This is a genomic window from Jannaschia sp. GRR-S6-38, assembly GCF_029853695.1.
GTDB lineage: Bacteria > Pseudomonadota > Alphaproteobacteria > Rhodobacterales > Rhodobacteraceae > Jannaschia > Jannaschia ovalis.
Genome location: NZ_CP122537.1, coordinates 730,997 through 756,408, shown reverse-complemented (window position 1 = coordinate 756,408; position 25,412 = coordinate 730,997). Strand labels below are relative to the sequence as shown.

The following is a 25,412-nucleotide window of genomic DNA, read 5'->3' as shown; positions in this document are numbered from 1 at the left end:
CGCGCGCCTCACCGCCCGTGGGGGCTGGTCCAGTCGATGACCGGGTTGATCGGGATGATCCGGTGCGGGTTAATCGACTCGTGGCTGTAGTGGTAATGCCGCACGATATGGTCGAAATTCACCGTCCCGGCCACGCCCGGCACCTGGTAGAGCTCGCGCGCATAGGCCCAGAGCCTCGGGTAGTCGATCAGGCGCCGCCGGTTGCACTTGAAATGCAGGTGATAGACCGCGTCGAAGCGCACGAGCGTGGTGAAGAGCCGCCAATCGGCCTCGGTGATCCGGTCCCCGGCGAGGTAGCGGCGCTCGCCCAACAGGCCTTCGACCCAGTCCAGCGCGTCGAACAGCGCGGTGACCGCCTCGTCATAGGCGTCCTGCGTTGTGGCGAAGCCCGATTTGTAGACGCCGTTGTTGATGTCGGAATAGACGCGCGGGTTGATGCGATCGATCTCGGCGCGCAGGTCCTCGGGGTAGAAATCCTGCTCGTCCCCGGTCAGCTCGTCGAAGGCCGTGTTGAACATGCGGATGATCTCGGCGCTCTCGTTCGACACGATGGTCTCGCGCTCGCGATCCCATAGCACCGGCACGGTCACCCGCCCCGAGACCTTCGGATCCGCGCGGATGTATATGTCGCGCATGAAGGGCAGGCCGTGGAGCGTGTCGCCCTTGGCCCCTTTGTCGTCGGTGTCGAAGGTCCAGCCATCGCCCAGCATGTCGGGATGCACCGCCGAGACGCCGATCATCTGGTCGAGCCCCTTCAGCTGGCGGAAGATCAGCGCGCGATGGGCCCAGGGGCAGGCATAGCTGACATAGAGATGGTAGCGGCCGGGCGCGGCGGGGAAGCCGCCCTCGCCCGAGGGCCCGGGCGCGCCGTCGCGGGTGACCCAGTTGCGGAACCCAGCGGTCGAGCGGACGAATTTCCCGCCGGTCTTCTCGGTGTCGTACCAGTCGTCCTTCCAGACGCCCTCGATCAGCTGTCCCATGATGCCTCCGCTCAAGTCCGGGAGGGACAGCTAGCGCCCGGCGAGTGCCGCGCCCAGACCGGCCCGCGCGCAGGGCCTGCGCGCCGGCGAACCGAGGGGTGGAAAGCTGGTCAGCCGAAGATCCCGGCGACGCGTCCCGTCAGCATGAAGGCGCGGCCCGACCGGCTGTCGGCCAGCAGCATCAGCTCGTGATCCGTCGCCCGCGGCGCGAAGCCCGCCAGCGCCGCGTCGAAGCTGCGCAGGAAGTGGTGGACCGTGTCGCGGAAGACGGTGTCGTCGCGCATCCGCCCCGCCGTCAGCGCGAGGCTCGAGCGGTCGCGAATGCCGGAGAGCGCCGCGATCTCGGCCCCGCGCGCGCCTTCGGCGAAGCGGCGCCAGGTGGCCACGTCGGCGTGGTCGGGCACGAGGTCGTCCATGTAGATGCCGTCCTGGCTGAGCAGGGTCAGCACGTCCTGCGCCGCGGTGACGACGCGGGCGGTCGGGTGATGCTCCAGCGCGCGGCGCAGCACGGCGAAGCCTTCGCGATCGCGATCGGTGCGGGGGAAGTCGAGCGCGCGGACGAAATCCTCCGGCGGCAGCGGGTCGGGCGCCTCCTCGCCGTCGAGGGCCAGCGCGGGCTGCGGCTCGGGCGGCTGGGGGCGGGCGGGCGCGTCGAGCAGGGCCTCGGGCTGCGCCTGGAGCGAGGCCAGCTCGGCGCGCAGCACGGCCTGGGCCCGGCCCATCTGCTCGATCCGCTCCTCCATGTCGCGCTTGAGCGACAGCCCCGCCATCTGCTGCTGGTCGAGATAGCTCAGCCGCATCGCGTCGATCGCGGCCTGCAGGCGGCCGCTCTCCTCGCGCATGATGCGGGCGGTGCGCGCGGCGGCGGCGGCCACCCAGATCAGCGCGACGGGCAGGAAGACGCCGAGGATCGTCATCATGAAGCCCAGGGGGTCCGCACGGCTGAGGCGGGCCTGCTCGGGCTCCATCGTCAGGAAGAACCAGCCGACGAGCCCCAGCCAGCCGAGGCTCAGCGCCAGCGCCGCCACCTCGATGGTCGAGACGCCGTTCGCGCGGCTCGGCTGCGAACCGAGAAGGCCGGGCCGGGGGGCACGCTCGGGGCCGACCGGGCTTCGCTGGCCTTCGGGCCGGTCTCCCCCATCGTGGCCATCCTAGCGATAGAGAACCGTCGTGATCTCGTAGTCGCGGGTGCCGCCCGGCGTGCGCACCTCGACGCTGTCGCCTTCCTCCTTGCCGATCAGCGCGCGGGCCAGCGGCGAGCGGATGTTGAGCAGCCCGTTCTCGATATCGGCCTCCTGCTCGCCGACGATCTGGTAGGTCTTCTCCTCCTCCGTGTCCTCGTCGATCAGGGTCACGGTGGCGCCGAACTTGATCGCGCCCGACATCTTGGCCGGGTCGATAACCTCGGCCAGCGAGATCAGGCCCTCGAGCTCCTTGATGCGGCCCTCGATGAAGGACTGCTTCTCACGGGCGGAGTGGTATTCGGCGTTCTCCGACAGGTCGCCATGCTCGCGCGCCTCGGCGATCGCGCGGATGATCGCCGGGCGTTCCACGGATTTCAGGTTCTTCAGCTCGGCCTGCAGCGCGGCCATGCCGCGCGGCGTCATCGGGACCTTGTCCATGTCTCTACTCCTGCGGGCCCCGGGGCCCCGTCCTGCCTTTGAGCGGAGACTATCAGCCGCATAGTCAGGCGCAACGGGAGAGACGGTGCGGCGCGCAGGCCGGGCGCCGCGCCGCGTGGGGTCAGGCGGCGACCGGTTCCTCGCCGCCGACCATGCCCCGATGCAGGACGCGGTCGCCGACCACGGCGGAATGGTCCGCCTTGTGCAGCGTGCAGCGGTTGTCCCAGATCACGATGTCGCCCGCCTTCCAGCGGTGCCGCCAGTGATGCGCGGGGTCGGTCGAATGTGCGTAAAGCTCGGCCACCATCTGCGGCACGCGGCTGCCGTCGGCGAGTTCGAGGTCCACGCAACGCTCCGGCGTCGACAGCCAGAGCGCGACCCGCCCCGACACCGGGTGGCGGCGCAGCAGCGGATGCCAGGTCTCGGTCTCCGCGCCGTCGCCCGGATTGACGCCGGTGACCCGGTGCAGGACCCGCGCCCCCTTCAGCCGTGCCTGCGTCTCGGCATCGAGCCGCTCCAGCGCGTCGAATTGGTTGGTGAACACGGTCTCGCCGCCCGCCTCGGGGATGCGCTCGGCCTTGAGCGCGGTGAAGGCGGGCGGTCGCGAGACGTAGCTGGTATCGGTGTGAAAGACCGAGCGGGGCTTGGTCTTGCGGCCCATGTTCGACACCACGTTCAGCTTCGGCTGTCCGGGATGCGACGCCTCGCCCTCGGTGAAGGTCAGCGGGCCGAGGCGCTCGAGGAAGGCCACGAATTCGGCGTCGCTGACATCCGTGCCCTCGATCACCGCGACCCCGGCATCGCCCAGCGCCGCCCGTACCGCCTCGGGGTCCAGCGCGCAGCGCGCGGCTTCCCAGCTCATGCCGCGCGTGCCCCGAAGATGGTCCGGCAGATGTCGCGCCCGGCCATGGTCGCGCCGGAGAAGTCGTGATCGGTCGTGTTCTCGTTGGGCCAGGCATAGCAGGTCGTGCCCGCCGCCAGTGCCGCACGCACGCCGTCGGCATTGTCCTCGATCGCGATGCAGGCCTTCGTCTCGGCCCCGAGCGCGCCGGCGGCATGGGCATAGCATTCCGGATCGGGCTTGGGCTCGGTGACGTTGTCCCGCGTCACGACGACGTCGAAGCTGTCGGGCGAGAGGTCGAGCCCGCCCAGCAGAGCGTTGACGTTGCCCTTTGAGGTGGTCGTGACCAGCCCCAGCAGCATGCCGTCGTCGCGCGCCGTCTCGATCAGCTCGCGGATCCCGGGGCGGGCCTCGGCGCGGCCGGCATCCAGCATCTCCTGGAAGAGCCGCGACTTGGTGGCGTGCACCGCGGTGGCGTCGACCTCGACGCCCTCGGCCTCGGCCTGCGCCTCGATCCGGCGGCGCCCGCCGGCCACGCGCAGCATGTCCCGGTAGGCGTCGCGGTCCCAGTGCCAGTCCAGCCCGTGCTCGCGGAACGCGGCGTTGAAGGCCTCGCGCTGCAGCTCGGACGTGTCGGAGAGGGTCCCGATGGACCCGAGGAAGAGCGCTTTCATCTGGCAGACCTCGTGCGGTGACGTTTCAGGGCGTTGCTGCCCAAACGTCGCCGCATGCGATCTGGTTCACGCTGGCGTCAGAAACTGCCGGTCACGCCGATCTCCGCGCTGCCCGAGACGGTGATACCGCCCCGCGCGTCGCGCTCCGCCGCCTCCGCGCGGGCCTGCGCCGGGGTGAGCGGCGGGCCATCGGCGCCGCAGGCCGCGAGCGCGGCGGCGAGAACGAGGGGTGCCAGCCGGATCATGCGAGCGTCTCCTTCCAACGCGCCACCTGGGCGCGGACATTGTCGGGCGCGGTGCCGCCATAGGAGGTGCGGGACGCGACCGAATTGTGAACCCCGAGCACGTCGAACACGGCCGGCGTGATACCGGGATGGACCATATGCATCTGCTCGATGGTCAGTTCCGGCAGGTCGCAGCCCGCATCCTCGGCCATCTTGACCAGCGCCCCGGTGACGTGATGCGCCTCGCGAAAAGGCAGGCCCAATTCGCGCACCAACCAGTCGGCCAGGTCCGTCGCGGTCGAGAAGCCGGCGCTCGCCGCCGCTTCCAGCGCGTCCTTCTGGCCTTCCATGTCGCCCACCATCCCCGTCATGGCTGCCAGCGCCAGCATCAGGCTGTCGGCGGCGTCGAAGACCTGTTCCTTGTCCTCCTGCATGTCCTTTGAATAGGTCAGCGGCAGCCCCTTCATCACCATCAGGAGCGCCGCCTGCGCGCCGAAGATGCGGCCGATCTTGGCACGCAGGAGCTCGGCCGCGTCCGGGTTGCGCTTCTGCGGCATGATCGAGGAGCCGGTCGACCAGCGATCTGAGAGCCGCACGAAGCGGAACTGCGCGGAGGACCAGATCACCAGCTCCTCGGCGAGCCGCGACAGGTGCATCGCGCAGATCGAGGCTGCCGACAGGAACTCTAGCGCGAAATCCCGGTCCGACACGGCGTCGAGCGAGTTGGCCGCCGGGCGGTCGAAGCCCAGAGCCTCGGCCGTCATGGCGCGGTCGATCGGGAAGGACGTCCCGGCCAGCGCGGCGCAGCCCAGGGGCGATTCGTTCATCCGGGCGCGCGCGTCGCGAAACCGCGACAGGTCGCGGGCGAACATCTCGACATAGGCCAGCATGTGATGGCCCCAGGTGACGGGCTGCGCGGTCTGCAGATGGGTGAAGCCGGGCATGACCCAATCCGCCCCCGTCTCGGCCTGCGCCACCAGCGCCGCCATCAGCCGCGGCAGCGCGTCGATGGCGGCATCGCACTGGTCGCGCACCCACATCCGGAAATCGAGCGCCACCTGGTCGTTCCGCGAGCGCGCGGTGTGCAGCCGTCCGGCGGCCGGGCCGACGATCTCGGTCAGGCGGGCCTCGACATTCATGTGGATATCTTCCAGCGCGGTCGAGAAGGCGAACTCGCCCGCCTCGATCTCTGACAAGACCGTGAGAAGCCCTTCCCGAATGGCCTCTGCATCCGTAGCGTCTACGATGCCCGTGGCGGCCAGCATGGCGGCGTGGGCCCGCGACCCCTCGATGTCCTGACGGGCGAGGCGGCGGTCGAAGCCGATGGAGGCGTTGATCGCTTCCATGATGGCGTCCGGGCCTTCCGCGAAGCGACCGCCCCACATCTTGTTGGATCCCTCTGCCATGCCCGACCTCCTGCGTCTTCTCGCCCCCGCCTACATCGCCGTAGCCTTGCTCGCCACCCCCGCCGCGGCGCTGGACGAGAGCCTGCTGACCGGCACCATGGCGAAGCTGGAGCCCGCCGTGCCGGCCCCGCCCGCGGCGAGCGGCTTTCTCAACTTCGACGGAAGCGCGGGCGATCTGGCCGACTACGCGGGGCAGGTGATGGTCCTGAACTTCTGGGCCACCTGGTGCGCGCCCTGCCGCGCCGAGATGCCGTCGTTGCAGGCGCTGGACGATGCGCTGGGCGATGACGGGCTGGAGGTCGTGACCATGGCCTTCGGCCGCCACAACCCCGAGGCGATGGAGCGGTTCTGGGAGGAGGCGGGGATCGAGACGCTGCCGCTGCACCGCGATCCGGCGACCGACCTGGCGCGCGCGCTGGGGGTGCAGGGCTTGCCGCATACCGTGATCCTCGACCGCGCGGGCCGGGTGGTGGCGAACTTGCGCGGCGAGGCGGACTGGGCCGCGCCCGAAAGCCTCGCCGTGATGCGCGCGCTGCTGCAGGAATGACGGGCTGACGCCCGGTGCCTCGTCTTCTGGCGCCTCCGGAGAGGATATTTTTCGCCAGAGGATGGCCCCGGGCCTTGCGGGGCGTCGCGCATTCCCCATCTGCGCGAGGCCCCCGGATCCGTCCCCGCCGAAGGTCGACCGCGCCGGGGGCGCCAAGGGTTAAGTGATGATCGATATTGCGATGATGCTGGGCGGGCTCGTCCTGCTGCTTCTGGGCGGCGGCTGGCTGGTGACCGGCGCGGTCGGCCTGGCGCTGCGCTGGGGGCTGTCGCCGCTGGTGATCGGCGTGACGCTGGTCGGGATGGGCACGTCGCTGCCGGAGCTTCTGACCAGCCTGCGGGCCGCGCAGCAGGGCGCGGCGGGGCTGGCGCTGGGCAATGTCGTCGGCTCGAACACGGCGAACATCCTGCTGATCCTGGGCCTCTCGGCGCTGCTTGCCGCCGTGCCGTTCCCGCGCGCGACGATGCGGTCCGACGGCTGGCCGCTTCTGGCGATCTCCGCCGCGGGCGCGCTCTGGATCGGGCTTGCCGGCGGGCTGGACCGGCTGAGCGGCGCGGTTTTCCTCGCCGTCTTCGCGCTCTGGCTCTGGCAGCAGATCCGCAGCGGCGGGGTGGAGATGGTGGTGGGCGAGGCCCCCGCGCCGCTGGGACGCGGACTGGCGCTGGCGGGACTGGGCTTCGCGGGCGTCCTGCTGGGGGCGGAGCTTCTGGTGCGCGGCGCGATCGCCACGGCGCGCGATTTCGGCGTGTCCGAGGCGGTGATCGGGCTGACCATCGTGGCCGTGGGCACCTCGCTGCCGGAGCTCGCGACCTCGGTCATGGCGGTGCGCAAGGGCCGCGGCGATCTCGCGCTCGGCAACGTGCTGGGCTCGAACGTGTTCAACCTCCTGGGCATCCTGGGCGTGACCGCGCTGGTCGTGCCCTTCGCCGCGCCGCCGCGCTTTGCCGCGCTCGACCTGCCGGTGATGGTCGCGACCGTGGCGCTGATGCTGGCGCTGGCCTGGCGCGGCTCGCTGGGGCGGCTGGCAGGATGCGCGATGCTGGCGGCGTACGGCCTGTACCTATGGCAGATGGCGTGATGCCGCAGCGCGGCGCTTGCGTCCCGGCGCGACAGGATATAGCGCCGGGGTGAGTGTCCGCGCAACAATCTGACCCGGAGATCCCGATGAGCTTCCGCCTCCAGCCCGCCCCCGCCGCCCGTCCCAATCGCTGCCAGCTCTTCGGGCCGGGCTCGAATCCGAAGCTCTTCCCGAAGATGGCGGCCTCCGAGGCGGATGTGGTGAACCTCGACCTCGAGGATTCGGTGGCCCCCTCGGACAAGGACGCCGCGCGCGCCAACGTGATCGAGGCGATCGGCGCCGTGGACTGGGGCCGCAAGGTCCTGTCGGTGCGCATCAACGCGCTGGACACTCCCTATTGGTACCGCGACGTGGTCGACCTTCTGGAACAGGCGGACGAACGGCTGGACCAGATCATGATCCCCAAGGTGGGCTGCGCCGAGGACATCTATGCCGTCGACGCGCTGGTCACCGCGGTCGAACGCGCCACGCGCCGCGACAAGCGAGATCGGGCTGGAGGTGATCATCGAGAGCGCGGCCGGCATCGCCCATGTCGAGGCAATTGCGGCGGCGTCGCCCCGCCTCGTCGCCATGTCGCTCGGCGCGGCGGATTTCGCGGCCTCGATGGGGATGCAGACCACCGGGATCGGGGGCACGCAGGACGACTACTACATGCTCAAGGACGGCGCGCGGCACTGGTCCGATCCCTGGCACTGGGCGCAGGCGGCCATCGTCGCGGCCTGCCGGACGCATGGCGTCCTGCCGGTGGACGGGCCCTTCGGCGACTTCTCCGATGCCGAGGGCTTCCGCGCGCAGGCGCGCCGCTCGGCGGTGCTGGGCATGGTCGGGAAATGGGCAATCCACCCCAGCCAGATCGCGCTGGCCAACGAGGTCTTCACCCCCTCCGACGCCGCCGTGTCCGAGGCGCGCGAGATCCTCGCCGCGATGGAGGCGGCCAAGGCCGCAGGCAGCGGCGCGACGGTCTACAAAGGACGGCTGGTCGACATCGCCTCGATCAAGCAGGCCGAGGTGATCGTGCGGCAATCCGAAATGATCGACTCGAATCGTTGATATCATTCGCTGGCCCGAACGGGGCGGCGCGGGCATCCTAGGGCGGTTTTTCGGACCGGAGCCGTCATGACCTGGACCCTCGCCACCCTCGCGGACTTCATCGGCTCGCTCGCCCTGTTGGGTCTTCTGTCGCTCGCTTTCGGCCATTTGCGGCGCCACGTGCCCGGGCCGCGGCTTGCGCAGACCCTGCTGGGCCTCACCTTCGGCGCGGTCGCCGTCCTGCAGATGCATTCCCCGCTCAGCCCCGTCGACGGGTTGATCGTCGACATGCGCAACGTGCCCGTCGCGCTGGCCGGCGCGTTTCTCGGCGGGCGCGGCCTGGCCATCTGCCTGCTGATCGCCGCCGGCGCGCGGTTCGGAATCGGCGGGGTCGGCATGTGGTCGGGGATCGCCGCGATGATGATCGCGGGGCTCGCCGGGGCGGTCTGGACGCAATGGACCTCGGGGACCGCGCGCCGCGGCGGCTGGGCGATGGTGGCGCTGGCCGCCGGGATGAGCCTGCATATCGTCGCCGTCCTGCTGCTCCCGAGCGAGGTCGCGCTGTGGTTCCTGACCGAGGCGGCGCCGGTGGTGCTGGCGCTCAACTTCGCGTCGGTCCCGATCATCGCGACGCTTCTGGAGCGGGAGCGCTTGCGGGCCGGCCGCCCGGACGAGAACGGGGGCGACCGCGACTCGCTGGCGGTCGATCCGCTGGCGCTCGATCGCGCCCTGGCCGGGGCGACGCGCTCGCGGCGGTTCGACAGCGGGGCCGTGGTCGTCGTCCTGCGCCTGCGCCGGCGCTGGCTGCGCGCGTTGGCCTGGGGGGCCGAGACCGAGGCCCTGACCGTCGCCCGGCTCCAGCGCCGCCTGCGCGCCGCGCTTCCCGAGGGCAGCCTGTTCGGCATGACCGACCCGTCCCGCATCGTGGTCGTCGCGCCGGGCACCGCCGGACGCAGCGCGCGCCCGCTTCTGCATCTCCTCTCGGGATTGGCGGAACAGCCGCTTCGGATCGGTCCGTCCTCCGCGGTGCGGCTGCCGCTGCATCTGGGCGCGCGGCATTACGGGCGGGTCCCGGCCCTCGACCGGATCGAGGCCGACCTGGCCCGCCGCACCGCCTGGCCGGGCGCAAAGGCCCGCCCGGCGCGCGAGGACCACGATCTGGCGCCCGGGGCCGAAGCGCTCTTCGCCGTGGCCGACCGGCTGCTGGCCGGCGGGCCGCAGCGCCCGGGACACGCCGCGCGCCGCGGCTGACCGCGCTCCTGTTGCATCGTCCCGCGCCCGTGGGCATATCGGGTCGCACCGCGGACGACGCGGGGCAGGAGGACGCCGATGGTGCAGTATCTCGACTTCGAGAAGCCGCTTTCCGAGATCGAGGGCAAGGCCGAGGAACTGCGCGCGATGGGCCGCTCGGATTCCAAGGTCGACGTCGCCAAGGAAGCGACGGCCCTGGACCGCAAGGCGCGCGACATGATGGCGAACCTCTACAAGGGCCTGACGCCCTGGCAAAAGGCGCAGGTCGCGCGCCATGCCGAACGGCCGCATTGTCGCGACTATATCGACGCGCTCTTCACCGAATGGACGCCGCTCGCCGGCGATCGCAATTTCGCCGACGATCACGCCGTGATGGGCGGGCTCGCACGGCTGAACGACCGGCCCGTGATGGTGATCGGCCACGAAAAGGGCCACGACACCCGCACCCGGATCGAGCGCAATTTCGGCATGGCCCGGCCCGAGGGCTACCGGAAGGCCATCCGCCTGATGCAGATGGCCGACCGGTTCGGCCTGCCCGTGGTGACGCTGATCGACACGCCCGGCGCCTATCCCGGCAAGGGCGCCGAGGAGCGCGGCCAGTCCGAGGCCATCGCCCGCTCGACGCAGGCCTGCCTGCGCCTCGGGGTGCCGCTGGTCTCGGTCGTGATCGGCGAGGGCGGATCGGGCGGCGCGGTGGCCTTCGCGACCGCCAACCGGGTCGCGATGCTGGAGCATTCGATCTATTCGGTCATCTCGCCCGAGGGCTGCGCCTCGATCCTGTGGAAGGATGCCGAGAAGATGCGTGAGGCCGCCGAGGCCCTGCGCCTGACCGCGCAGGACCTGCTGAAGCTGGGCGTCATCGACCGCATCGTGAAGGAGCCGCTGGGCGGCGCGCATCGCGACCGCGATGCTGCCATCGCGGCCGTGGGCGAGGCGATCGCCGCGATGCTGGGCGAATTCGACGGCCGCGAGCCGGAGGCGATCCGCCAGGGCCGCCGCCGCAAGTTCCTCGAGATGGGATCGAAGGGCCTCGCAGCCTGAACGGCCCCCGGCGCGGCGATCACTCCCGCCGGTAGGCGCCTTCCGGAAGGTCCAGCGCGACCGCCAGGTCGCGGACCTGCCCCATCGTCAGGGTGATCCGCACCGGCTCGCCCGTGCGCGGGTCAGGCTGGGTGAGGGTGATGCACTCCTCGAAGGCCGAGACCACGACGTCCTCGGCGGGCTCGCGCCCCGGCTCGCCCTCGTCCACCAGGGTGATGACTGTCGCGTCGAATTCGTGCTCGATGGTGAACATCAGCCCGCCTTTTGCTGCCGCCGCTTGTGCATCCGGTAAAGCATGGGGGCGGCCAGCTTGTCATAGGTGAATCCGATCACCGTCCGCAGGCCCGGCAGGCGCGCGACCCGGGCGAGCGGGCGCATGTGGGGCATCGCCTCCCAGAGCGCGAGGAAGGCCGGAAAGCCCGACAGCACCTCGTCGCCGCGCCGCACATGCAGCCGGCGCGCCGCCGAATCCGCGTCGATCCGCCAGCCCGCGCGCGCCGGCCCATTCAGGTCGTCGAAGACCACGGGCAGGGCGTCGCGCTCGGCCCGGCGGCGGTAATGGTCGATCTCGAAGGAACAGATCGGGCAGTCGGCATTGTACAGCACCCGTGTCACTTCTGGTTCGGCTTGCCCTGTCATCGCATATCCTCGGCCTATAACGTTTGTGACCAAGACTAGTTGAGCTTCCGGAGATTGCCATGAAGGCTGGAATGATCGCACTGGCGCTGGCCGCCGCATTGGCGGGCTGCGTCGCCGTCGAGACGAGCGCACCCGTCGAGCCCGTGGCGCGCGGACCCGACCGCGTGACGCAGTCGACCGCCGTGCGCAATTTCCAGACCGCCGTCGCCCGGGTGGAGCCCGCGGCAGAACGGATCTGCCGCGGCCGAACGCGCGGTTTGAATTGCGATTTCCTCATCCGGGTCGATCCCAACCGCAACGCCCCGCCCAACGCGTTCCAGTCGCTGGGCCAGGGCGGCCGTCCGATCCTGACCTTCACCCAGGCCCTGATCACCGAGGCGCGAAACCAGGACGAGATCGCCTTCGTGATCGGGCATGAAAGCGCCCATCACATCGAGCAGCACATCGCCCGGCAGCGGCAATCGGCCGCGACCGGCGCCATCGTCGGCGGGCTGATCGCCACCGTGGCGGGAGCCGACGCGACGACGGTGGACCAGCTCAGCCGCGCGGGCGCGACGGTGGGCGCGCGCCGCTTCTCGAAGGAGCACGAGCTGGAGGCCGACGCGCTGGGCACGATCATCACCGCGCGGGCCGGCTACGACCCGGTGAACGGCGCGGCCTTCTTCACGCGCATCCCCGACCCGGGCGACCGCTTCCTCGGGACCCACCCGCCCAACGCCGCCCGGATCGACACCGTGCGTCGCGTGGCCGCGGGGCTCTGACGCGGAATTGAAGGAATGTGCGGGGCACGGGCTTCGTTTTCGCGATAAGGAGGAGCCATGCCCACACGCCGCGCCATCTTGATCGGAGGGGCCGCCACCGCGCTTGTCGCGGGCGGCGGCTACCTCGTCGTGAACCGCCGGACCCCGGCCGGGGGCGGGACCTATCCCGTCACCCTGACGCCCGAGGAATGGCGTGATCGCCTGACGGCGGAGGAATTCGCCATTCTGCGCGAGGCCAAGACCGAGCGGCCCTATTCCAGCCCCCTCGATGATTTCTGGGAGGCCGGGACCTACAATTGCGCGGGCTGCGCGAACCCGGTCTATCCCTCGGACACCAAGTTCGACAGCGGCACGGGCTGGCCCAGCTTCTGGGCGCCGCTCTCGGAGGAGGCGATCGGGACCTCGATGGACTACAAGCTGGTCTATCCGCGCGTCGAAGTGCATTGCGCCAATTGCGGCGGCCATCTGGGCCATGTCTTCGATGACGGCCCGTCGCCCACCGGCAAGCGGCACTGCCTCAACGGCGTCGCGCTCGACTTCGTCGCCGCGGAAACCTCCTGACGCAGCCGTGACTGGCCCGCGCTGCCCCGCCCGGTAGGTTGCCGCGCATGCGCGTACTTCTGCTTCTTCTGATCCTCTTCGCCACGCCGCTCTCCGCCTGCCCCGAGGGCGGCTGCGCGTTGGGCGAGCGCAGCTATCACGTGCGCCTGCCCGCGGGCTGGGACGGCGTCACGCCGCTGCCCATCATGCTGCATTTTCATGGCTGGGGCCGGCAGGGCCCGGTGCCGCTGGGCAGTCCGCGCACCGGGGCTGCGGCGGATGCAGCGGGGGTGCTTTTCGTTGCGCCCGATGGGCTGGGGCGCAGCTGGGATTTCCGCCGCCCGGGCAGTCGCGACACGCCCTTCGCCCGCGCCGTGCTGGCGGATGTGGCCAAGCGCTGGCCGGTGGACGGCCGGCTCTACGTCTCGGGTTACAGCTGGGGCGCGCTGATGGCGGCGCGCTTCGCCTGCGAGGGCGGTGTGGTCGTCGATGCGCTCTTGCTGATCGCCGGCGCCTTCGGCCCGGGGCTCGACTGCGCGGGGCGGCCCGCGCGCGTGGCGCATACGCATGGCAAGACGGATACGGTCCTCGACTTTCCGCTGGGCCCCGATGGCAGCGACGAATGGGCGGTGGCGCTCTGGCGCGATCGGCTGGGCTGCGGCGCGCGCACCCGGCGCTTCGACTGGAATGCCGTGTCGTGGCTGACGCATGACCGGCGCGAATGGGACTGCGCGGCGGGGCGCGTGACGCTCGACGTCCATTCGGCCAGCCACCTGATCCCGCGCGGCTGGGTGGCGCGGATCTTGGACGAATTGGGCCACTGACGCGCCGGGCCCGGCTTGCGATGGATCAAGGCGTGCCTGGCGGGGTGGGCGCAATCTGGGCGCAGGCAATCCGGAGGACGCCATGCCCAGAACCATCCCGCTCGGCCCCGTGGCCCCCCATCTGGCCCGCATCCGCGACATGGCCCGCGCGACCGGCGTGGACCTGGCGGAGGCGCAACGCGAAGGGCGGCTGCAGCAGCCCGAATGGTCCGAGGCCGTGACGCGCTGCCGCGGCTGCCAGATCGTCCCCGATTGCGACCGCTTCCGCGCCGAGCCCGTCGATGCGCCCCGCCGCGCGCCGCGCGGCTGCCGCAACGTGCATATGATGGAGCGTCTGGCGTGGGATTGATTCGCCATCGGGCCAGCCCGGGCCGCATCCCGAACGCGACCGATCGGAGTGGGCACGGGCGCTGACCGGAGGAGGCCCCGGCGGGGCCTGTCCCGGTGGCCCGGGTCGGACGGTCCCCGGGGGCCGTCCGACCGCATCTTCGGGGGTCCGGGCCGTCGGCGCGCTTCAGCGCGCGACCGGCCGGCCCCAGAGGTCGTATTCGCTGGCCTCGTCCACCTCGACCGTCAGGATGTTGCCGAGCGCCAGATCCTCGAAGCCCGCGTCGATGAACAGGTTGCCATCGATCTCGGGCGCGTCGGCCTTGCTGCGGCAGGTCGCGCCCTCGGCATCGACCGCGTCCACGATCACCTCCAGCCGCGTGCCGACCTTCGCCGCCAGCTTCGCGGCCGAGATGGCCTGCGCCTTCTCCATGAAGCGTTCGTAGCGCTCGGCCTTCAGCGCGTCGGGCACGTGATCGGGCAGGGCGTTCGACCGCGCGCCGGCGACGTTTTCGTATTGGAAGGCCCCCACGCGGTCGAGCTGCGCCTCGTCCAGCCAGTCGAGCAGCGTCTCGAACTCGGCTTCCGTCTCGCCGGGATAGCCCACGATGAAGGTCGAGCGGATCGCGATCTCGGGGCAGATCGCGCGCCATTCGGCGATCCGGTCGAGCGTGCGCTCGGCATGGGCGGGGCGGGCCATGCGGCGCAGCGTGTCGGGATGGGCGTGCTGGAAGGGCACGTCGAGATAGGGGAGCACCAGGCCATCGGCCATCAGCGGGATCAGGTTGGCGACATGCGGATAGGGATAGACGTAATGCAGCCGGATCCAGGCGCCGAGGCTGCCCAGATCGCGGGCCAGCGCCTCGATATGCGCGCCGGCGCCGGCGCGGTCCTTCCAGTCCGTCCCGTAGGCAGACGTATCCTGGCTGATCACCAGAAGCTCGCGCACCCCGGCCTCGACCAGCTTCTCGGCCTCGCGCATCACCGCCTTGTGCGGACGCGACGCCAGCCGCCCGCGCATGTCGGGGATGATGCAGAACTTGCACTTGTGATTGCAGCCCTCGGAAATCTTCAGGTAGCTGAAATGCCGCGGCGTCAGCGACACGCCCGCGGCCGGCAGCAAATCCACGAACGGGTCCGGCGCGGGCGGCACGGCCGCATGGACCGCGTCCAGCACCTGCTCGTATTGATGCGGGCCCGTGACGGCCAGCACCTTGGGATGCGCGCCGGTGATGTAGTCGGGCTCAGCCCCCAGGCAGCCGGTAACGATGACGCGCCCATTTTCGCGCAGCGCCTCGCCGATGGCGTCCAGGCTCTCGGCCTTGGCGCTGTCGAGAAACCCGCAGGTATTGACGATCACCGCCTCCGCGCCCGCGTAATCGGGGCTGATCGCGTAACCCTCCGCGCGCAGCCGGGTCAGGATGCGCTCGCTGTCGACCAGCGCTTTCGGACAGCCCAGGCTGACCATGCCGATCTTCGGCTGGCCGGGCCGCGCGTCGCTGGGCAGGGTGGCGCGGGGCGCGAGATCGGGGCGCAGGTCGGGGGGGTTCTGGCTCATCGCCGCCAGATAGTCGCTGCGCGCGGGCTTGGCAAAGGGGGCGGTGCGATCGCGGTTGCAACGGGCGGCGAAGCGCGGTGGTGTGGGGGCCATGAAATGGCTCTTCCGCATCGCCGGCACGCTCCTGCTGCTCGTCTTCCTCGCCGTCGCGGCGCTGCTTCTCGTCCCGACCGAGCGCATCGCGCGGCTGGCCGCCGACCGCTTCGAGGCCACGACCGGCCGCGCGCTCGCCATCGAGGGCGAAGTCCGCGCCACGCTCTGGCCGCGGCTGGGCATCCGGGCCGAGGGGGTGCGCGTCGCGAACGCTTCCTGGGCCGAGGATGCCCCGATGCTGGAGGCCGCGCGGCTCGAGGTGGGCGTGCCGCTCTCGGTGCTGACGGGCGGGGAACTCCGGCTCGAGACGATCGAGCTGGACGAGGCGCGGCTGCGGCTGGAAATCGGGCCCGACGGGCAGCGCAACTGGGATTTCGGCAGCGCGGAGGCCGGGCCGAGCCACCCCGCCGCGGCGCGCAGGGATGGCGGCGGCTTCGCCATCGACCGCGCGGTGTTGTCCGGCGCGGAGGTCAGCTTCCGCGACCAGCGCAGCGGGGCCTCGCATCTGCTGCGCGCGCTCGATGCCGAACTGACCCTGCCGGATGCCGCCGGACCGCTCAGCCTCTCGGCCTCCGCGCTCTATGGCGGGCAGGCCATGGAGCTGGAGCTCGAAGCGCCGCAAGGCGCGGCGCTGATCGCCGGCGCGCTGTCGCCGGTGACGATCGACCTGCGGGCCGGCGCGACCGAGCTGACGCTGGACGGGCAGGCCGATCTCGACGCGCTGGCCTTCGAGGGGCGCGCGCGGGCGGGCTCGACCGACGGGCTCGCGCCGCTGACCGCGCTGGGCGTCGCCCCGCCGGACCTGCCGCGCGGCCTCGGCGGTGGGCGGATCGCGCTGGACGCAGCGCTGACGCTCGCGCCCGAGGGCAGCCTGCACCTGCGCGATATGGTCCTCGACCTCGACGACAACCGCGTCTCGGGCGCGCTGGATCTCTGGCCGGGCGAGGCGCGGCCCCGCTTCGCCGCGACGCTCTCGGCCCCGGCGCTGGACCTCACCGCCGTCGCGGGCGGCAGGGGCGGCGGTGGCGGCGGGCCGATCGGCGCCGCCGGTTGGGGCCGCGACCCGATCGACGTCTCGGGCCTCTTCGCGGCGGACGGCGTGCTCTCGCTGGCACTGGGCCCGGTGGACTTGGGCGATGCCCGCCTCGACGAGCTGCGCGCCCGCGTGACGCTGAAGAACGGCCGGGCCGTCGCCACGCTCCAGCCGCTGCGCGCCTATGACGGCCGCGTCACCGGAGAGCTGGTCGCCAACGGGCGCGGCGGGCTGTCCGCCCGCGCCGATCTCGCGGTGGAGGGGCTGGCCCTGCAGGCCCTGCTGCGCGACCTGGCCGGTTTCGACCGCCTGGTGGGGCAGGCCGCCGCGCGGATCGACCTGCTGGGCGCGGGCGCGACCGGGCAGGCCCTGGTCGAAAGCCTGGACGGCCGCGTCACGGTTGATATCGGGCGCGGCGAGATGCTGGGGCTCGACGTGGCCGGCATGATCCGGAACCTCGATCCGGCCTATGTGGGCGAGGGGCAGAAGACGGTCTTCGACGGGCTGCGGCTGGGCTTCGACGTGACCGATGGCGTGGCCACCGATGACGGCTTCGCGCTGGACGCGCCCTTGCTGACGGCGTCGGCGGCGGGTTCGATCGATCTGGGCGCGCGGACGCTCAGCTACCGGCTGTTGCCGCAACTGCGCGCCGGCGGGCCGGTCGTTCCCGTGCTGATCGAGGGCCCCTGGGCCGATCCGCGTATCCGGCTGGACCTCGAATACCTCGCCCGCCAGCGCATGGAGATCGAGCGCGAGGAGGTGGAGGCGCGCGCCCGCGCCGAGGCCGAGGCGGCCCGGCAGCGTGCGGAAGCGCAGGCCCGCGAGAAGCTGGCCTCCGAGCTGGAGGTTGCGCCCGAGATCCTGACCGACACGGAGGCGCTGCAGGACGCGATCCGCGACCGCGTCGAGGACCAGCTTCGGGGCCTGCTTCTCGGACGGTAGCTGGACCCCGCGCGCCCGCCGCGCTATCTGGCTGCGTTCCTGCAGGAGAACCCCATGAGCGTCAGCCTTCTCGGCACCTTCGTGAAGCCCGTCCACCGCGAGGGGCCCAAGTTCATCGCCGTGTTCGGCGTGGTCACGGTGCTTCTCTACCTGCTCTGGTCGCCGCTGGGCTGGCTGGGCCTCGGTGCGACGATCTGGTGCTACTACTTCTTCCGCGACCCGGTCCGGGTGACGCCCATGGACGAGGGGCTGGTCGTCAGTCCCGCCGACGGGGTCGTCTCGCTGATCGAGCCGGCCGTTCCGCCGGCCGAGCTGGGCCTCGGCGATGCGCCGCGCACCCGGGTCTCGGTCTTCATGTCGGTCTTCGATTGCCACGTGAACCGCGCGCCCGTCGCGGGCGAGGTCACCGCGCTGGCCTACCGGCCGGGCAAGTTCCTGTCGGCCGAGCTCGACAAGGCCTCCGAGGAGAACGAGCGCAACGGCATGGTCCTGACCATGGAGGACGGCACGACGCTGGGCGTGGTGCAGATCGCGGGCCTCGTGGCGCGGCGGATCCTCTGCGAGGTCGACCAGGGCGCGCGGCTGGAACGCGGCGGCCGCTTCGGCCTGATCCGCTTCGGCTCGCGGCTCGACATCTACCTGCCCGACGGCACCGCGCCGCGCGTGTCCATCGGCCAGACGATGACCTCGGGCGAGACGATCATCGCGAAGCTGGGCGATGACAGCCCGGCCGCGGCGCGGACGGACTGATGCCGCGGGTGCGCGATCGCGGCGACGGGCCGATGCCGGTCGTGATGCTGCTGCCGAACCTGGTGACGATTCTCGGGCTCTGCTTCGGGCTGACCTCGATCCGCTTCACCTTCGCCGACCAGTTCAACCTCGCCGCGGGGCTTCTGATCTTCGCGGCGCTCCTCGACGGGATGGACGGGCTGCTGGCCCGGCGGCTGAACGCGGCCTCGCCCTTCGGGGCCGAGCTCGATTCGCTCTCGGATTTCGTCTGCTTCGGCGTGGCTCCCGCGATGCTCGTCTACCATTTCGGGCTGGAGGGCATGGCCGGGATGGGCTGGATCGCGGCGCTGGCCTTCGCGATCTGCTGCTGCCTGCGGCTGGCGCGCTTCAACGTGGCCGCAAAGGCCGAGACCAACACCAAGGGCAGCTTCTCGGGCGTGCCCGCGCCGGCCGGCGCGATGCTGGGGATCTTTCCGGTGACGCTCTACCTGTCGGGCTTCGCCGACCTGCGCGAGGTGCAGGCGGTGATCGCCCTATGGGTGCTGGGGGTGGGCGCGCTGATGATCGCGCGATTCGACACGATCTCGCTCAAGTCGATGAAGATCAGCCGCGACAACGCGGTCTACGTGCTGCTGGCCGCGGCGCTGGTGATCGGGCTGATGCTGACGCGGATCTGGGTGTTCCATGTCGGCGCGACCTTCATCTACGTCGCGCTCCTGGCCTGGGGGCCGCTGAAGAAGCGGCTGGGCTGAGGCCCGCGCGCGCGTCGCGTCCCGGGCGCCGGACACCCGGCGCCCGTGGCGACGCGGTGGGTCAGCGGCGCCGGTCGCGGCGCGAGGACATGGGCTGGAACGCCACCGAGACATGCGCCTCGCAATAGGGCTTGCCCGCCTGCACGGGCAGGCCGCAGAACCAGAATTTCGGCGTGGCCGGGTCGCCGATCGGCCATTTGCAGGTCCGCTCGGTCAGCTCCATCAAGCTGATCTTCTTCGCCGTCTTCTCGACCGCGTTCACCTTGGCCAGCGCCTCGGGGCTGATCTCGTTGGCCGAGGGCTGCGGGGGCAGGGGCTGGCCCGCCATCAAGGGCTTGCGCAACGGCGTCACGTTCGCGCCCTGCGGCACGGCGGCCATGGTGCGCGGCTCGTCGTCGTCATCCTCGTCATCCGCGGCCGGGGCTTCGGGCGCGGGCTTCTTGGGCTCGGGCGTCTTGGCGGCCTCGGGCTTCGCGGCCTTGGGTTTCTCGGGCTTCGCGGGCTCGGGCTTCGCATCGGCATCGGCGTTGCGGTTCGACAGGCCGAGGCGGTGAACCTTGCCGATCACCGCGTTGCGCGTCACGCCGCCCAGTTCCTTGGCGATCTGGGACGCACTGGCCCCTTCGCTCCACATGCGCTTGAGCGTCTCGACGCGATCGTCGGTCCAGGCCATCGGTGTCTCCTAGTCTCTGCTCGGTCCCGCGCGGCGACCTCTGATACGGGTGGCGATCGCGGGGAAAGCTCTATTGTAAGCATCGCCCGGGCGGGTCACAAGCGCCCGGCTCCCGCGATCGAGAGGCTCCCGATGACCGACACCGCCGCACGCCGCCCCGAGCGTCCCCGATCCGAACAGGGCGTGCGCCGCTTCGGGCGCGTCAACTGGCTGGGCCTGCGCACGCTGGCCGAGCGCGAGGTGCGCCGCTTCATGGCCGTCTGGACCCAGACCCTGCTGGCGCCGCTGGTCACGGCGGGGCTGTTCCTGCTGATCTTCACGCTGGCCGTCGGCACGCGGCGCGGCGAGGTGATGGGGGTCAGCTTCCTGCATTTCCTGGCGCCCGGCATCCTGATGATGACCGTCATCCAGAATAGCTTCGCCAACGTCTCCTCCTCGATCGTGATCTCGAAGGTGCAGGGCAATATCGTCGACACGCTGATGCCGCCGCTTTCGGCCGCCGAGCTGGTGGCGGGCTATCTCGCGGGCGGGATCGCGCGGGGGATCTTCGTGGCCATCGCGATCATGCTGATCCTGTTTCCCTTCATCGGGCTCGGCGTGGCGAACCCGGTGATGGCGCTGGTCTGGGTGGCGCTGGGCGGGGCGTTCCTGGGCTCGCTCGCGCTGGTGGCGGGGGTCTTCGCCAACAAGTTCGACCAGATCGCGGCGATCACCAATTTCATCGTCACCCCGCTCAGCTTCCTGTCGGGGACGTTCTATTCGCTCGAAACCCTTCCGCCCTTCATGCGCGCGCTCAGCCACGCGAACCCCGTCTTCTACCTGATCGACGGGCTGCGGCACGCGGTGCTGGGCGTCTCGGACAGCTCGCCGTGGCTGGGCTTCGGCGTGGTCGTCGCGGCGACGATCCTCATGGCGGGCGTCGCGTGGTGGATGTTCAGGACCGGCTACCGCCTGAAGGCGTGAGCGGCAGCGCCGGGCGCGCGCGGCCCTCGCGCCAGGCCAGAAGCCCCGCGCCCAGCACGATCAGCGCCGCGCCCGCCCAGCCCACCGCGTCGGGCAGGACGCCGAAGATCACCAGGTCGTAGAGCCCCGCGAAGACCAGCGTCAGGTAGCTGAAGGGCGTCACCAGCGAGGTCTCGGCCCGGCGCAGGGAATTGACGAAGCAGCCCTGCGCGCAGGCCATCAAGACGCCCAACGCGACCATCGCGGCCCATTGCGGGTGCGTGGGCGGCTGCCAGACGGGCAGGGCGGTCAGCGTCGCCAGCACCAGCCCGATCCCGTTCGAGAAGGCCAGGATCGCCAGCGGCCCTTCGGTTCGCGTCAGCCGCTTGATGAACAGAACCTCCGCCCCGAGCGCCAAAGCCGCGCCTAGCGCCAGGAGCGCGCCCGGGGCCACGACGCCCATCCCCGGGCGCAGCAGGAGGATTGCGCCCGCCACCGCGATCGCGGCGGCCGACCAGCGCACCGGGCCCGCGCTCTCGCCCATCAGGATCACGGCCAGCACCATCGCGACGATGGGGTTGAGAAAGCTGATCGCCGTCGCCTCGGCCAGCGGGATGGTCGCGACGGCGGCGAACATCAGCGTCACGCCGCCCCAGCCGCAGATCACGCGGCCGAGATGCCAGCGCCACTGCGCGGTGCCGATCGTGGGGCGCAGGGCCGCCACCGTCGCGAAGACCGCGATGGCGGCGAAGAGGAAGCGTCCGAAGGTGATCTGGAACGGATGCAGGGGCGCGCCCAGCGCCGCGGTGCCCAGCGCCTTGGCCAGAAGCGTCGTGGCCGCGATGAAGACGGTCGCGGCGACCATGAAGGCGATGGCGATCAGGGGACCGGCCGTCCGCGCGGACGGCCCGGCGGCGTCAGACACCCAGGCACCAGCGCATGATCGCCTTTTGCGCGTGCAGCCGGTTCTCGGCCTCGTCGAACACGACCGAGCGCGGCCCGTCGAGCACGCCGTCGGTGATCTCCTCGCCGCGATGGGCGGGCAGGCAATGCATCACCAGCGCGTGCTCGGGTGCGGCGGCCATCAGGCGTTCGTTGACCTGGTAGGGGCGCAGCAGGTTGTGGCGGCGCTGCCGCGAGCTCTCGGCGTCGCCCATGCTGACCCAGGTGTCGGTCACCACGAGATCCGCATCGGCCACGGCTCGCGCCGGATCGCGCTCGATCCGCACGTCGCGGCCCGCCCGGCGCAGGCCGCCGACAAGCGCCTCGGGCGGGTCGAGCTGCTGCGGCCCCGAGAAGGTGAAATCGAAGCCGAAGCGCTCGGCGGCGTGCAGGAAGCTCTGAGCGACGTTGTTGCCGTCGCCCATCCAGGCCACGCGCTTGCCGGCGATGGGCCCGCGATGCTCCTCGAAGGTCATCACGTCGGCCATGATCTGGCAGGGATGCGAATTGTCGGTCAGCCCGTTGATGACGGGCACGCTCGCGTGCTCGGCCATCTCGTGGAGGATGTCCTCGCCGAAGGTGCGGATCATGATCAGGTCGACATAGCGCGACAGCACGCGGGCCGTGTCGGCGATGGTCTCGCCATGGCCCAGCTGCATCTCGGCGCCCGACAGCACCATCGACGTGCCGCCCAGCTGGCGCACGCCCACGTCGAAGCTGACGCGGGTCCGGGTCGAGGGCTTTTCGAAGATCAGCGCCACGACGCGGCCCTGCAGCGGCAGCTCGTCGTCGGGGGTGCCCTTGGGGCGGTCGCCGCGGGCGGCCTTCATCGCCTCCGCCTGGTCGAGGATGGCGCGCAGGGCCGCGCGGTCGGTGGTGTGGATGTCGAGGAAATGGGTCATGTCGGGTCTCCGAACGGAGAGGCCGGGGGGCTGTCTGCCCCCCGGACCCCCCGAAGGTATGTTCGGCCAGAGGAAGTCAGGCGGGGACGAGGCTCGCCGCCGCGCGGTCGAGCCGGTCGAGCGCCTGGGCAAGGTCGTCATCGGTGATGTTGAGCGCGGGCAGGATGCGGACCACGTTGTCGCCGGCGGGCACCACGCAGATCTCCTGCGCGTAAGCCGCCTGGAGGACGTCGGTGTTGGGCACCTTGCATTTCAGCCCCAGCATCAGCCCCGAGCCGCGCACCGCTTCGAAGATGTCGGGATGCGTGGCGACCAGCGCCTCAAGCCCCTGGCGGAAGCGGGCCGACTTGCGGCGGACCTCGGCCAGGAAGGCCTCGTCGGCGACGATGTCCATCACGGCGTTGCCCACCGCGCAGGCCAGCGGGTTGCCGCCATAGGTCGAGCCATGCGTGCCCGCGCCCATGCCGGCGGCCGCCCGCTCGGTGGCCAGCAGCGCGCCCAGCGGGAAGCCCCCGCCGATGCCCTTTGCGACCATCATGATGTCGGGAGACACGCCCGCCCATTCATGCGCGAAGAGCTTGCCGGTCCGGCCCATGCCGCATTGCACCTCGTCGAGGATCATCAGCGCGCCGGTCTCGTCGCAGAGATCGCGCAGCCCCTTGAGGCAGACATCGGGGACCGGGACGATCCCGCCCTCGCCCTGCACGGGCTCGAGGATCACGGCGGCGACATCGGGCTCGGCCATGGCGGCGCGCAGCGCGTCGTGATCGCCGAAGGACAGGTGGCGGAAGCCCGGCAGCAGGGGGCCGAACCCCTTGGTCATCTTCTCGGACCCCGCCGCGGCGATGCCCGCGGCCGAGCGGCCGTGGAAGCTGCCGGTGAAGGCCAGGATCACGTGACGCTCGGGCTGGCCCTTCTCGGACCAGTATTTGCGCGCCATCTTCACCGCCAGTTCGCAGGCCTCGGTGCCGGAATTGGTGAAGAAGCAGGTATCGGCGAAGGTCGCCGCGACCAGCTTCTCGGCCAGCGCCTCCTGCTGGGGGATGTGGTAGAGATTCGAGGTGTGCCACAGCGCGCCGGCCTGCTCGGTCAGCGCCCGGGTCAGCCCCGGATGCGCGTGGCCCAGCACGTTCACCGCGATGCCCGCGCCCAGATCAAGGAAACGTCGGCCATCCTTCTCCACCAGCCAGGACCCCTCGCCCGAGACGAAGCTCAGGGGGGCGCGGTTGTAGGTGGGCAGGACAGGGGGGATCATCGCCGTGGCCTTTCTGTCTGGGGATGAGCGTTCGGGGTGGCGGAAATCGCATGCCAAGTCAATCGAGGCGCGGTGCACACGCGGGCGTCACGCGAACGTGGAATGACCGTGATGGCGCGCGCGGCCTAGCCTTCTGCGCACAACTGGAGGAGGACCACATGTTCCGCATCACCACCGCCGCGGCGTTCGCAGCGCTCACCCTGCCCACGGCCGCAGCCGAGCACGCCTGTACCGTCGAGGGCGATCACTGGGATCTCGACGAGGCGGGGATCGCCGCGCTCTACGATTGCATGTCCGAGCGGATGCTCGCGGGCTACAGCTCAGGCGACGACCCGCTTGCCGGCGAATATCGCGGCTGGGTCCAGGCCGGGACGCGTCCTGCCGTGGCCGGCCCGCATGGCGAGCGCTTCCTTCTGACCTTCGCCAACGAGATCGCGGCCGAGCAATACCTGGCCTACGAGGAGGGGGACTTCGAAATGCCCGTCGGCTCCGTCCTGGCCAAGGAGAGCATCGCCATCCGCGACGGCACCGCCCGGGTCGGGCCGCTCTTCTACATGACGAAGGTCGATGACGCGCCCGAGTTCGACAACTGGTTCTATTCGGGCGTGATGCCCAACGGGAAGCCGCTCAATGCCAGCCAGGCCTTCTGCCACGACTGCCATCGGAACTTCGACGCCAGCGACAGCATGGGCTATCCGGTCCCCGAAGTGCGCGTCGGCGGCTGAGGCCCGCCACCCTCGACAAGGCTGACGGCGCGGTCCAGATGTGGGTCATGTGGCCCCGGACCCGCGCCCTTTCCGTGCACCTGTTGACCGCGACCGGTGCGGTCTTCGCGATGTTCTCGCTCTTGGCCGCGGTCGAGGGCAACTGGTCGTGGATGTTCCTGTGGCTGCTCGCGGCGCTGGCCGTCGACGGGATCGACGGGCCGTTGGCGCGGCGCTGGGACGTGACGCTGCACGCGGCGCGCTTCGACGGGGTCATGCTGGACCTGATCATCGACTACCTCACCTATGTCTTCATCCCGGTCTACGCGCTCTACGCCTCGGGCCTGGTGCCGGGCTGGGCGGGCTGGGGCATCCTGACGGTCGTGCCCTTCGCCGGCGCGCTCTATTTCGCGGATGTGCGGATGAAGACCGAGGATGCCAGCTTCGAGGGCTTCCCCGGCTGCTGGAACATGGTGGCACTCGTCGTCTTCGTGCTGGAGCCGAACCCCTGGCTGACGCTGGTCGTGTCGATCCTGCTCTCGGTGGCGATGTTCCTGCCGCTGCGCTTCGTGCACCCGGTGCGAACCGACCGCTGGCGGCCGCTGACCCTGGCGGTCACGCTGGCCTGGCTGGGCCTCGCCTTCGCCGCTGCCTGGGGCGAATTCGGCCTGGGGCGGGTCGCGGGCTGGGCCTTCGCGGCGGCCAGCGCCTACCTGCTCCTGGCGGGGATCGCGCAGCAGGCGCTTGGGCGCCGCCGCCTCGCCTAGAGGTCGATGGAGCCGTCCGCGTTGGGCTCCGGCATCGGCAGATCGGGATCCAGCGGCTCCTTGCGGCGGATCAGGATGTCGCCATTGGGCAGGAATTCGGGCGGGTGATAGGCGTCGAGCTCCGACAGCGTCTCGCCCAGTTCCTTCTGCAACTCCTCCAGAAGCGGCGCGGCGTTGCGCGCGATGCCTTCGAGGTCGCGCAAGGCGGGCTCCATCTCCTGCATCAGCCCGTCCATGAACAGCCGCAAGCCGCGCTCCATCAGGCTGTCGCCCTCTTGCTGCGCGGCGGCGGGCGTGGCGCTCAGGGCCAGGATCAGGACGAGGCGTCGCATGCGC

The 25,412-nt window shown here is 71.0% G+C and carries 29 protein-coding genes and 1 pseudogene; 15 read left to right on the top strand and 15 right to left on the bottom strand.

Going from position 1 to position 25,412, the window contains the following annotated elements; all coding sequences use genetic code 11:
* Positions 1 to 8: 8 nt before the first annotated feature.
* From P8627_RS03875 to argH, 7 genes are all read right to left on the bottom strand, one after another.
* The gene (locus P8627_RS03875; RefSeq protein ID WP_279966273.1) at positions 9 to 980 is read right to left on the bottom strand and encodes a glutathione S-transferase family protein; all 972 of its coding nucleotides are present in this window, start codon (positions 978 to 980) and stop codon (positions 9 to 11) included.
* A 110-nt stretch (positions 981 to 1,090) separates the two neighbouring features.
* On the bottom strand, positions 1,091 to 2,008 hold the full coding sequence (locus P8627_RS03870; RefSeq protein ID WP_279966272.1) for a hypothetical protein: 918 nt from the start codon (positions 2,006 to 2,008) through the stop codon (positions 1,091 to 1,093).
* A gap of 123 nt (positions 2,009 to 2,131) precedes the next feature.
* Positions 2,132 to 2,602: a transcription elongation factor GreA gene (gene greA / locus P8627_RS03865; RefSeq protein ID WP_279966271.1), complete on the bottom strand. Its 471-nt coding sequence runs from the start codon at positions 2,600 to 2,602 to the stop codon at positions 2,132 to 2,134.
* A gap of 121 nt (positions 2,603 to 2,723) precedes the next feature.
* The gene (locus P8627_RS03860) at positions 2,724 to 3,464 is read right to left on the bottom strand and encodes a TauD/TfdA dioxygenase family protein (protein WP_279966270.1); all 741 of its coding nucleotides are present in this window, start codon (positions 3,462 to 3,464) and stop codon (positions 2,724 to 2,726) included.
* Positions 3,461 to 4,117 carry an HAD family hydrolase gene (locus P8627_RS03855; protein WP_279966269.1) on the bottom strand — a complete coding sequence of 219 codons (657 nt, stop codon included), beginning with the start codon at positions 4,115 to 4,117 and terminating at the stop codon, positions 3,461 to 3,463. Before P8627_RS03855 ends, P8627_RS03860 begins: the two co-directional genes overlap by 4 nt.
* A 77-nt stretch (positions 4,118 to 4,194) precedes the next feature.
* The gene (locus P8627_RS03850) at positions 4,195 to 4,362 is read right to left on the bottom strand and encodes a hypothetical protein (RefSeq protein WP_279966268.1); all 168 of its coding nucleotides are present in this window, start codon (positions 4,360 to 4,362) and stop codon (positions 4,195 to 4,197) included.
* A complete protein-coding gene (argH, locus tag P8627_RS03845) occupies positions 4,359 to 5,747 on the bottom strand; it encodes an argininosuccinate lyase (protein ID WP_279966267.1) in 1,389 nt (462 codons plus the stop codon). The genes P8627_RS03850 and argH overlap by 4 nt, the downstream gene beginning before the upstream one ends.
* Here argH and P8627_RS03840 point away from each other — a divergent pair.
* From P8627_RS03840 to P8627_RS03820, 5 genes and pseudogenes are all read left to right on the top strand, one after another.
* Entirely contained in the window at positions 5,746 to 6,294 is a 549-nt protein-coding gene (locus P8627_RS03840; RefSeq protein WP_279966266.1) for a TlpA disulfide reductase family protein, read from the top strand. The two genes, argH and P8627_RS03840, sit on opposite strands and share 2 nt — an antisense overlap.
* 166 nt (positions 6,295 to 6,460) lie before the next feature.
* On the top strand, positions 6,461 to 7,372 hold the full coding sequence (locus P8627_RS03835) for a calcium/sodium antiporter (RefSeq protein ID WP_279967539.1): 912 nt from the start codon (positions 6,461 to 6,463) through the stop codon (positions 7,370 to 7,372).
* 86 nt (positions 7,373 to 7,458) lie between these two features.
* A pseudogene (locus P8627_RS03830) lies at positions 7,459 to 8,422 on the top strand (L-malyl-CoA/beta-methylmalyl-CoA lyase).
* 66 nt (positions 8,423 to 8,488) lie between these two features.
* Positions 8,489 to 9,652, top strand: a complete 1,164-nt coding sequence (locus P8627_RS03825; protein ID WP_279966265.1) for a LytS/YhcK type 5TM receptor domain-containing protein — start codon at positions 8,489 to 8,491, stop codon at positions 9,650 to 9,652.
* 78 nt (positions 9,653 to 9,730) lie between these two features.
* Positions 9,731 to 10,693 carry an acetyl-CoA carboxylase carboxyltransferase subunit alpha gene (locus tag P8627_RS03820; protein WP_279966264.1) on the top strand — a complete coding sequence of 321 codons (963 nt, stop codon included), beginning with the start codon at positions 9,731 to 9,733 and terminating at the stop codon, positions 10,691 to 10,693.
* Between the two features lie 19 nt (positions 10,694 to 10,712).
* Here P8627_RS03820 and P8627_RS03815 read toward each other — a convergent pair whose 3' ends face one another.
* Positions 10,713 to 10,946: a hypothetical protein gene (locus P8627_RS03815; protein WP_279966263.1), complete on the bottom strand. Its 234-nt coding sequence runs from the start codon at positions 10,944 to 10,946 to the stop codon at positions 10,713 to 10,715.
* Complete coding sequence (locus P8627_RS03810; protein WP_279966262.1) at positions 10,946 to 11,308, bottom strand: thiol-disulfide oxidoreductase DCC family protein; 363 nt, start codon at positions 11,306 to 11,308, stop codon at positions 10,946 to 10,948. Before P8627_RS03810 ends, P8627_RS03815 begins: the two co-directional genes overlap by 1 nt.
* A gap of 83 nt (positions 11,309 to 11,391) precedes the next feature.
* Between P8627_RS03810 and P8627_RS03805 the strand changes: the two genes are divergently transcribed.
* The 4 genes from P8627_RS03805 to P8627_RS03790 all read left to right on the top strand — a co-directional run bounded on the left by P8627_RS03805 (position 11,392) and on the right by P8627_RS03790 (position 13,806).
* Positions 11,392 to 12,093 (top strand): M48 family metallopeptidase, encoded by a 702-nt coding sequence (locus P8627_RS03805; protein WP_279966261.1) that lies wholly within the window; start codon positions 11,392 to 11,394, stop codon positions 12,091 to 12,093.
* A gap of 57 nt (positions 12,094 to 12,150) precedes the next feature.
* A complete protein-coding gene (gene msrB / locus P8627_RS03800) occupies positions 12,151 to 12,654 on the top strand; it encodes a peptide-methionine (R)-S-oxide reductase MsrB (protein WP_279966260.1) in 504 nt (167 codons plus the stop codon).
* A gap of 47 nt (positions 12,655 to 12,701) precedes the next feature.
* A complete protein-coding gene (locus P8627_RS03795) occupies positions 12,702 to 13,457 on the top strand; it encodes an alpha/beta hydrolase family esterase (protein ID WP_279966259.1) in 756 nt (251 codons plus the stop codon).
* A gap of 82 nt (positions 13,458 to 13,539) precedes the next feature.
* Positions 13,540 to 13,806 (top strand): DUF6455 family protein, encoded by a 267-nt coding sequence (locus tag P8627_RS03790; protein WP_279966258.1) that lies wholly within the window; start codon positions 13,540 to 13,542, stop codon positions 13,804 to 13,806.
* Positions 13,807 to 13,971: 165 nt separating this feature from the next.
* Here the strand turns inward: P8627_RS03790 and rimO are convergent, their stop codons facing one another.
* Positions 13,972 to 15,342, bottom strand: coding sequence for a 30S ribosomal protein S12 methylthiotransferase RimO (rimO, locus tag P8627_RS03785; RefSeq protein WP_279966257.1), 1,371 nt, complete (start codon positions 15,340 to 15,342; stop codon positions 13,972 to 13,974).
* 91 nt (positions 15,343 to 15,433) lie between these two features.
* Between rimO and P8627_RS03780 the strand changes: the two genes are divergently transcribed.
* Genes P8627_RS03780 through pssA form a run of 3 tightly spaced genes read left to right on the top strand, consistent with a single transcriptional unit; the run spans position 15,434 to position 18,891 of the window.
* Positions 15,434 to 17,410 (top strand): AsmA family protein, encoded by a 1,977-nt coding sequence (locus tag P8627_RS03780; protein WP_279966256.1) that lies wholly within the window; start codon positions 15,434 to 15,436, stop codon positions 17,408 to 17,410.
* Between the two features lie 54 nt (positions 17,411 to 17,464).
* Complete coding sequence (locus P8627_RS03775) at positions 17,465 to 18,160, top strand: phosphatidylserine decarboxylase (protein ID WP_279966255.1); 696 nt, start codon at positions 17,465 to 17,467, stop codon at positions 18,158 to 18,160.
* Entirely contained in the window at positions 18,160 to 18,891 is a 732-nt protein-coding gene (gene pssA / locus P8627_RS03770; RefSeq protein WP_279966254.1) for a CDP-diacylglycerol--serine O-phosphatidyltransferase, read from the top strand. Before P8627_RS03775 ends, pssA begins: the two co-directional genes overlap by 1 nt.
* Positions 18,892 to 18,952: 61 nt before the next feature.
* On the opposite strand, the gene P8627_RS03765 is transcribed toward pssA, so the two are convergent.
* A complete protein-coding gene (locus P8627_RS03765; RefSeq protein ID WP_279966253.1) occupies positions 18,953 to 19,564 on the bottom strand; it encodes a GcrA family cell cycle regulator in 612 nt (203 codons plus the stop codon).
* A 132-nt stretch (positions 19,565 to 19,696) separates the two neighbouring features.
* On the opposite strand from P8627_RS03765, the gene P8627_RS03760 reads away from it, so the two are divergent.
* Entirely contained in the window at positions 19,697 to 20,527 is an 831-nt protein-coding gene (locus tag P8627_RS03760) for an ABC transporter permease (RefSeq protein WP_279966252.1), read from the top strand.
* Here P8627_RS03760 and P8627_RS03755 read toward each other — a convergent pair.
* From P8627_RS03755 to P8627_RS03745, 3 genes are all read right to left on the bottom strand, one after another.
* Complete coding sequence (locus P8627_RS03755; protein ID WP_347882287.1) at positions 20,499 to 21,431, bottom strand: DMT family transporter; 933 nt, start codon at positions 21,429 to 21,431, stop codon at positions 20,499 to 20,501. The two genes, P8627_RS03760 and P8627_RS03755, sit on opposite strands and share 29 nt — an antisense overlap.
* Positions 21,424 to 22,350 (bottom strand): ornithine carbamoyltransferase, encoded by a 927-nt coding sequence (gene argF / locus P8627_RS03750; protein ID WP_279966251.1) that lies wholly within the window; start codon positions 22,348 to 22,350, stop codon positions 21,424 to 21,426. Before argF ends, P8627_RS03755 begins: the two co-directional genes overlap by 8 nt.
* Before the next feature lie 76 nt (positions 22,351 to 22,426).
* A complete protein-coding gene (locus tag P8627_RS03745; RefSeq protein ID WP_279966249.1) occupies positions 22,427 to 23,605 on the bottom strand; it encodes an aspartate aminotransferase family protein in 1,179 nt (392 codons plus the stop codon).
* A 158-nt stretch (positions 23,606 to 23,763) separates the two neighbouring features.
* On the opposite strand from P8627_RS03745, the gene P8627_RS03740 reads away from it, so the two are divergent.
* Both P8627_RS03740 and P8627_RS03735 read left to right on the top strand, forming a co-directional pair.
* Positions 23,764 to 24,330 carry a recombinase gene (locus P8627_RS03740; RefSeq protein ID WP_279966247.1) on the top strand — a complete coding sequence of 189 codons (567 nt, stop codon included), beginning with the start codon at positions 23,764 to 23,766 and terminating at the stop codon, positions 24,328 to 24,330.
* A gap of 47 nt (positions 24,331 to 24,377) precedes the next feature.
* Positions 24,378 to 25,076, top strand: a complete 699-nt coding sequence (locus tag P8627_RS03735) for a CDP-alcohol phosphatidyltransferase family protein (protein ID WP_279966246.1) — start codon at positions 24,378 to 24,380, stop codon at positions 25,074 to 25,076.
* Here P8627_RS03735 and P8627_RS03730 read toward each other — a convergent pair.
* The gene (locus P8627_RS03730) at positions 25,073 to 25,408 is read right to left on the bottom strand and encodes a hypothetical protein (protein ID WP_279966244.1); all 336 of its coding nucleotides are present in this window, start codon (positions 25,406 to 25,408) and stop codon (positions 25,073 to 25,075) included. The two genes, P8627_RS03735 and P8627_RS03730, sit on opposite strands and share 4 nt — an antisense overlap.
* Between the last annotated feature and the right edge of the window lie 4 nt (positions 25,409 to 25,412).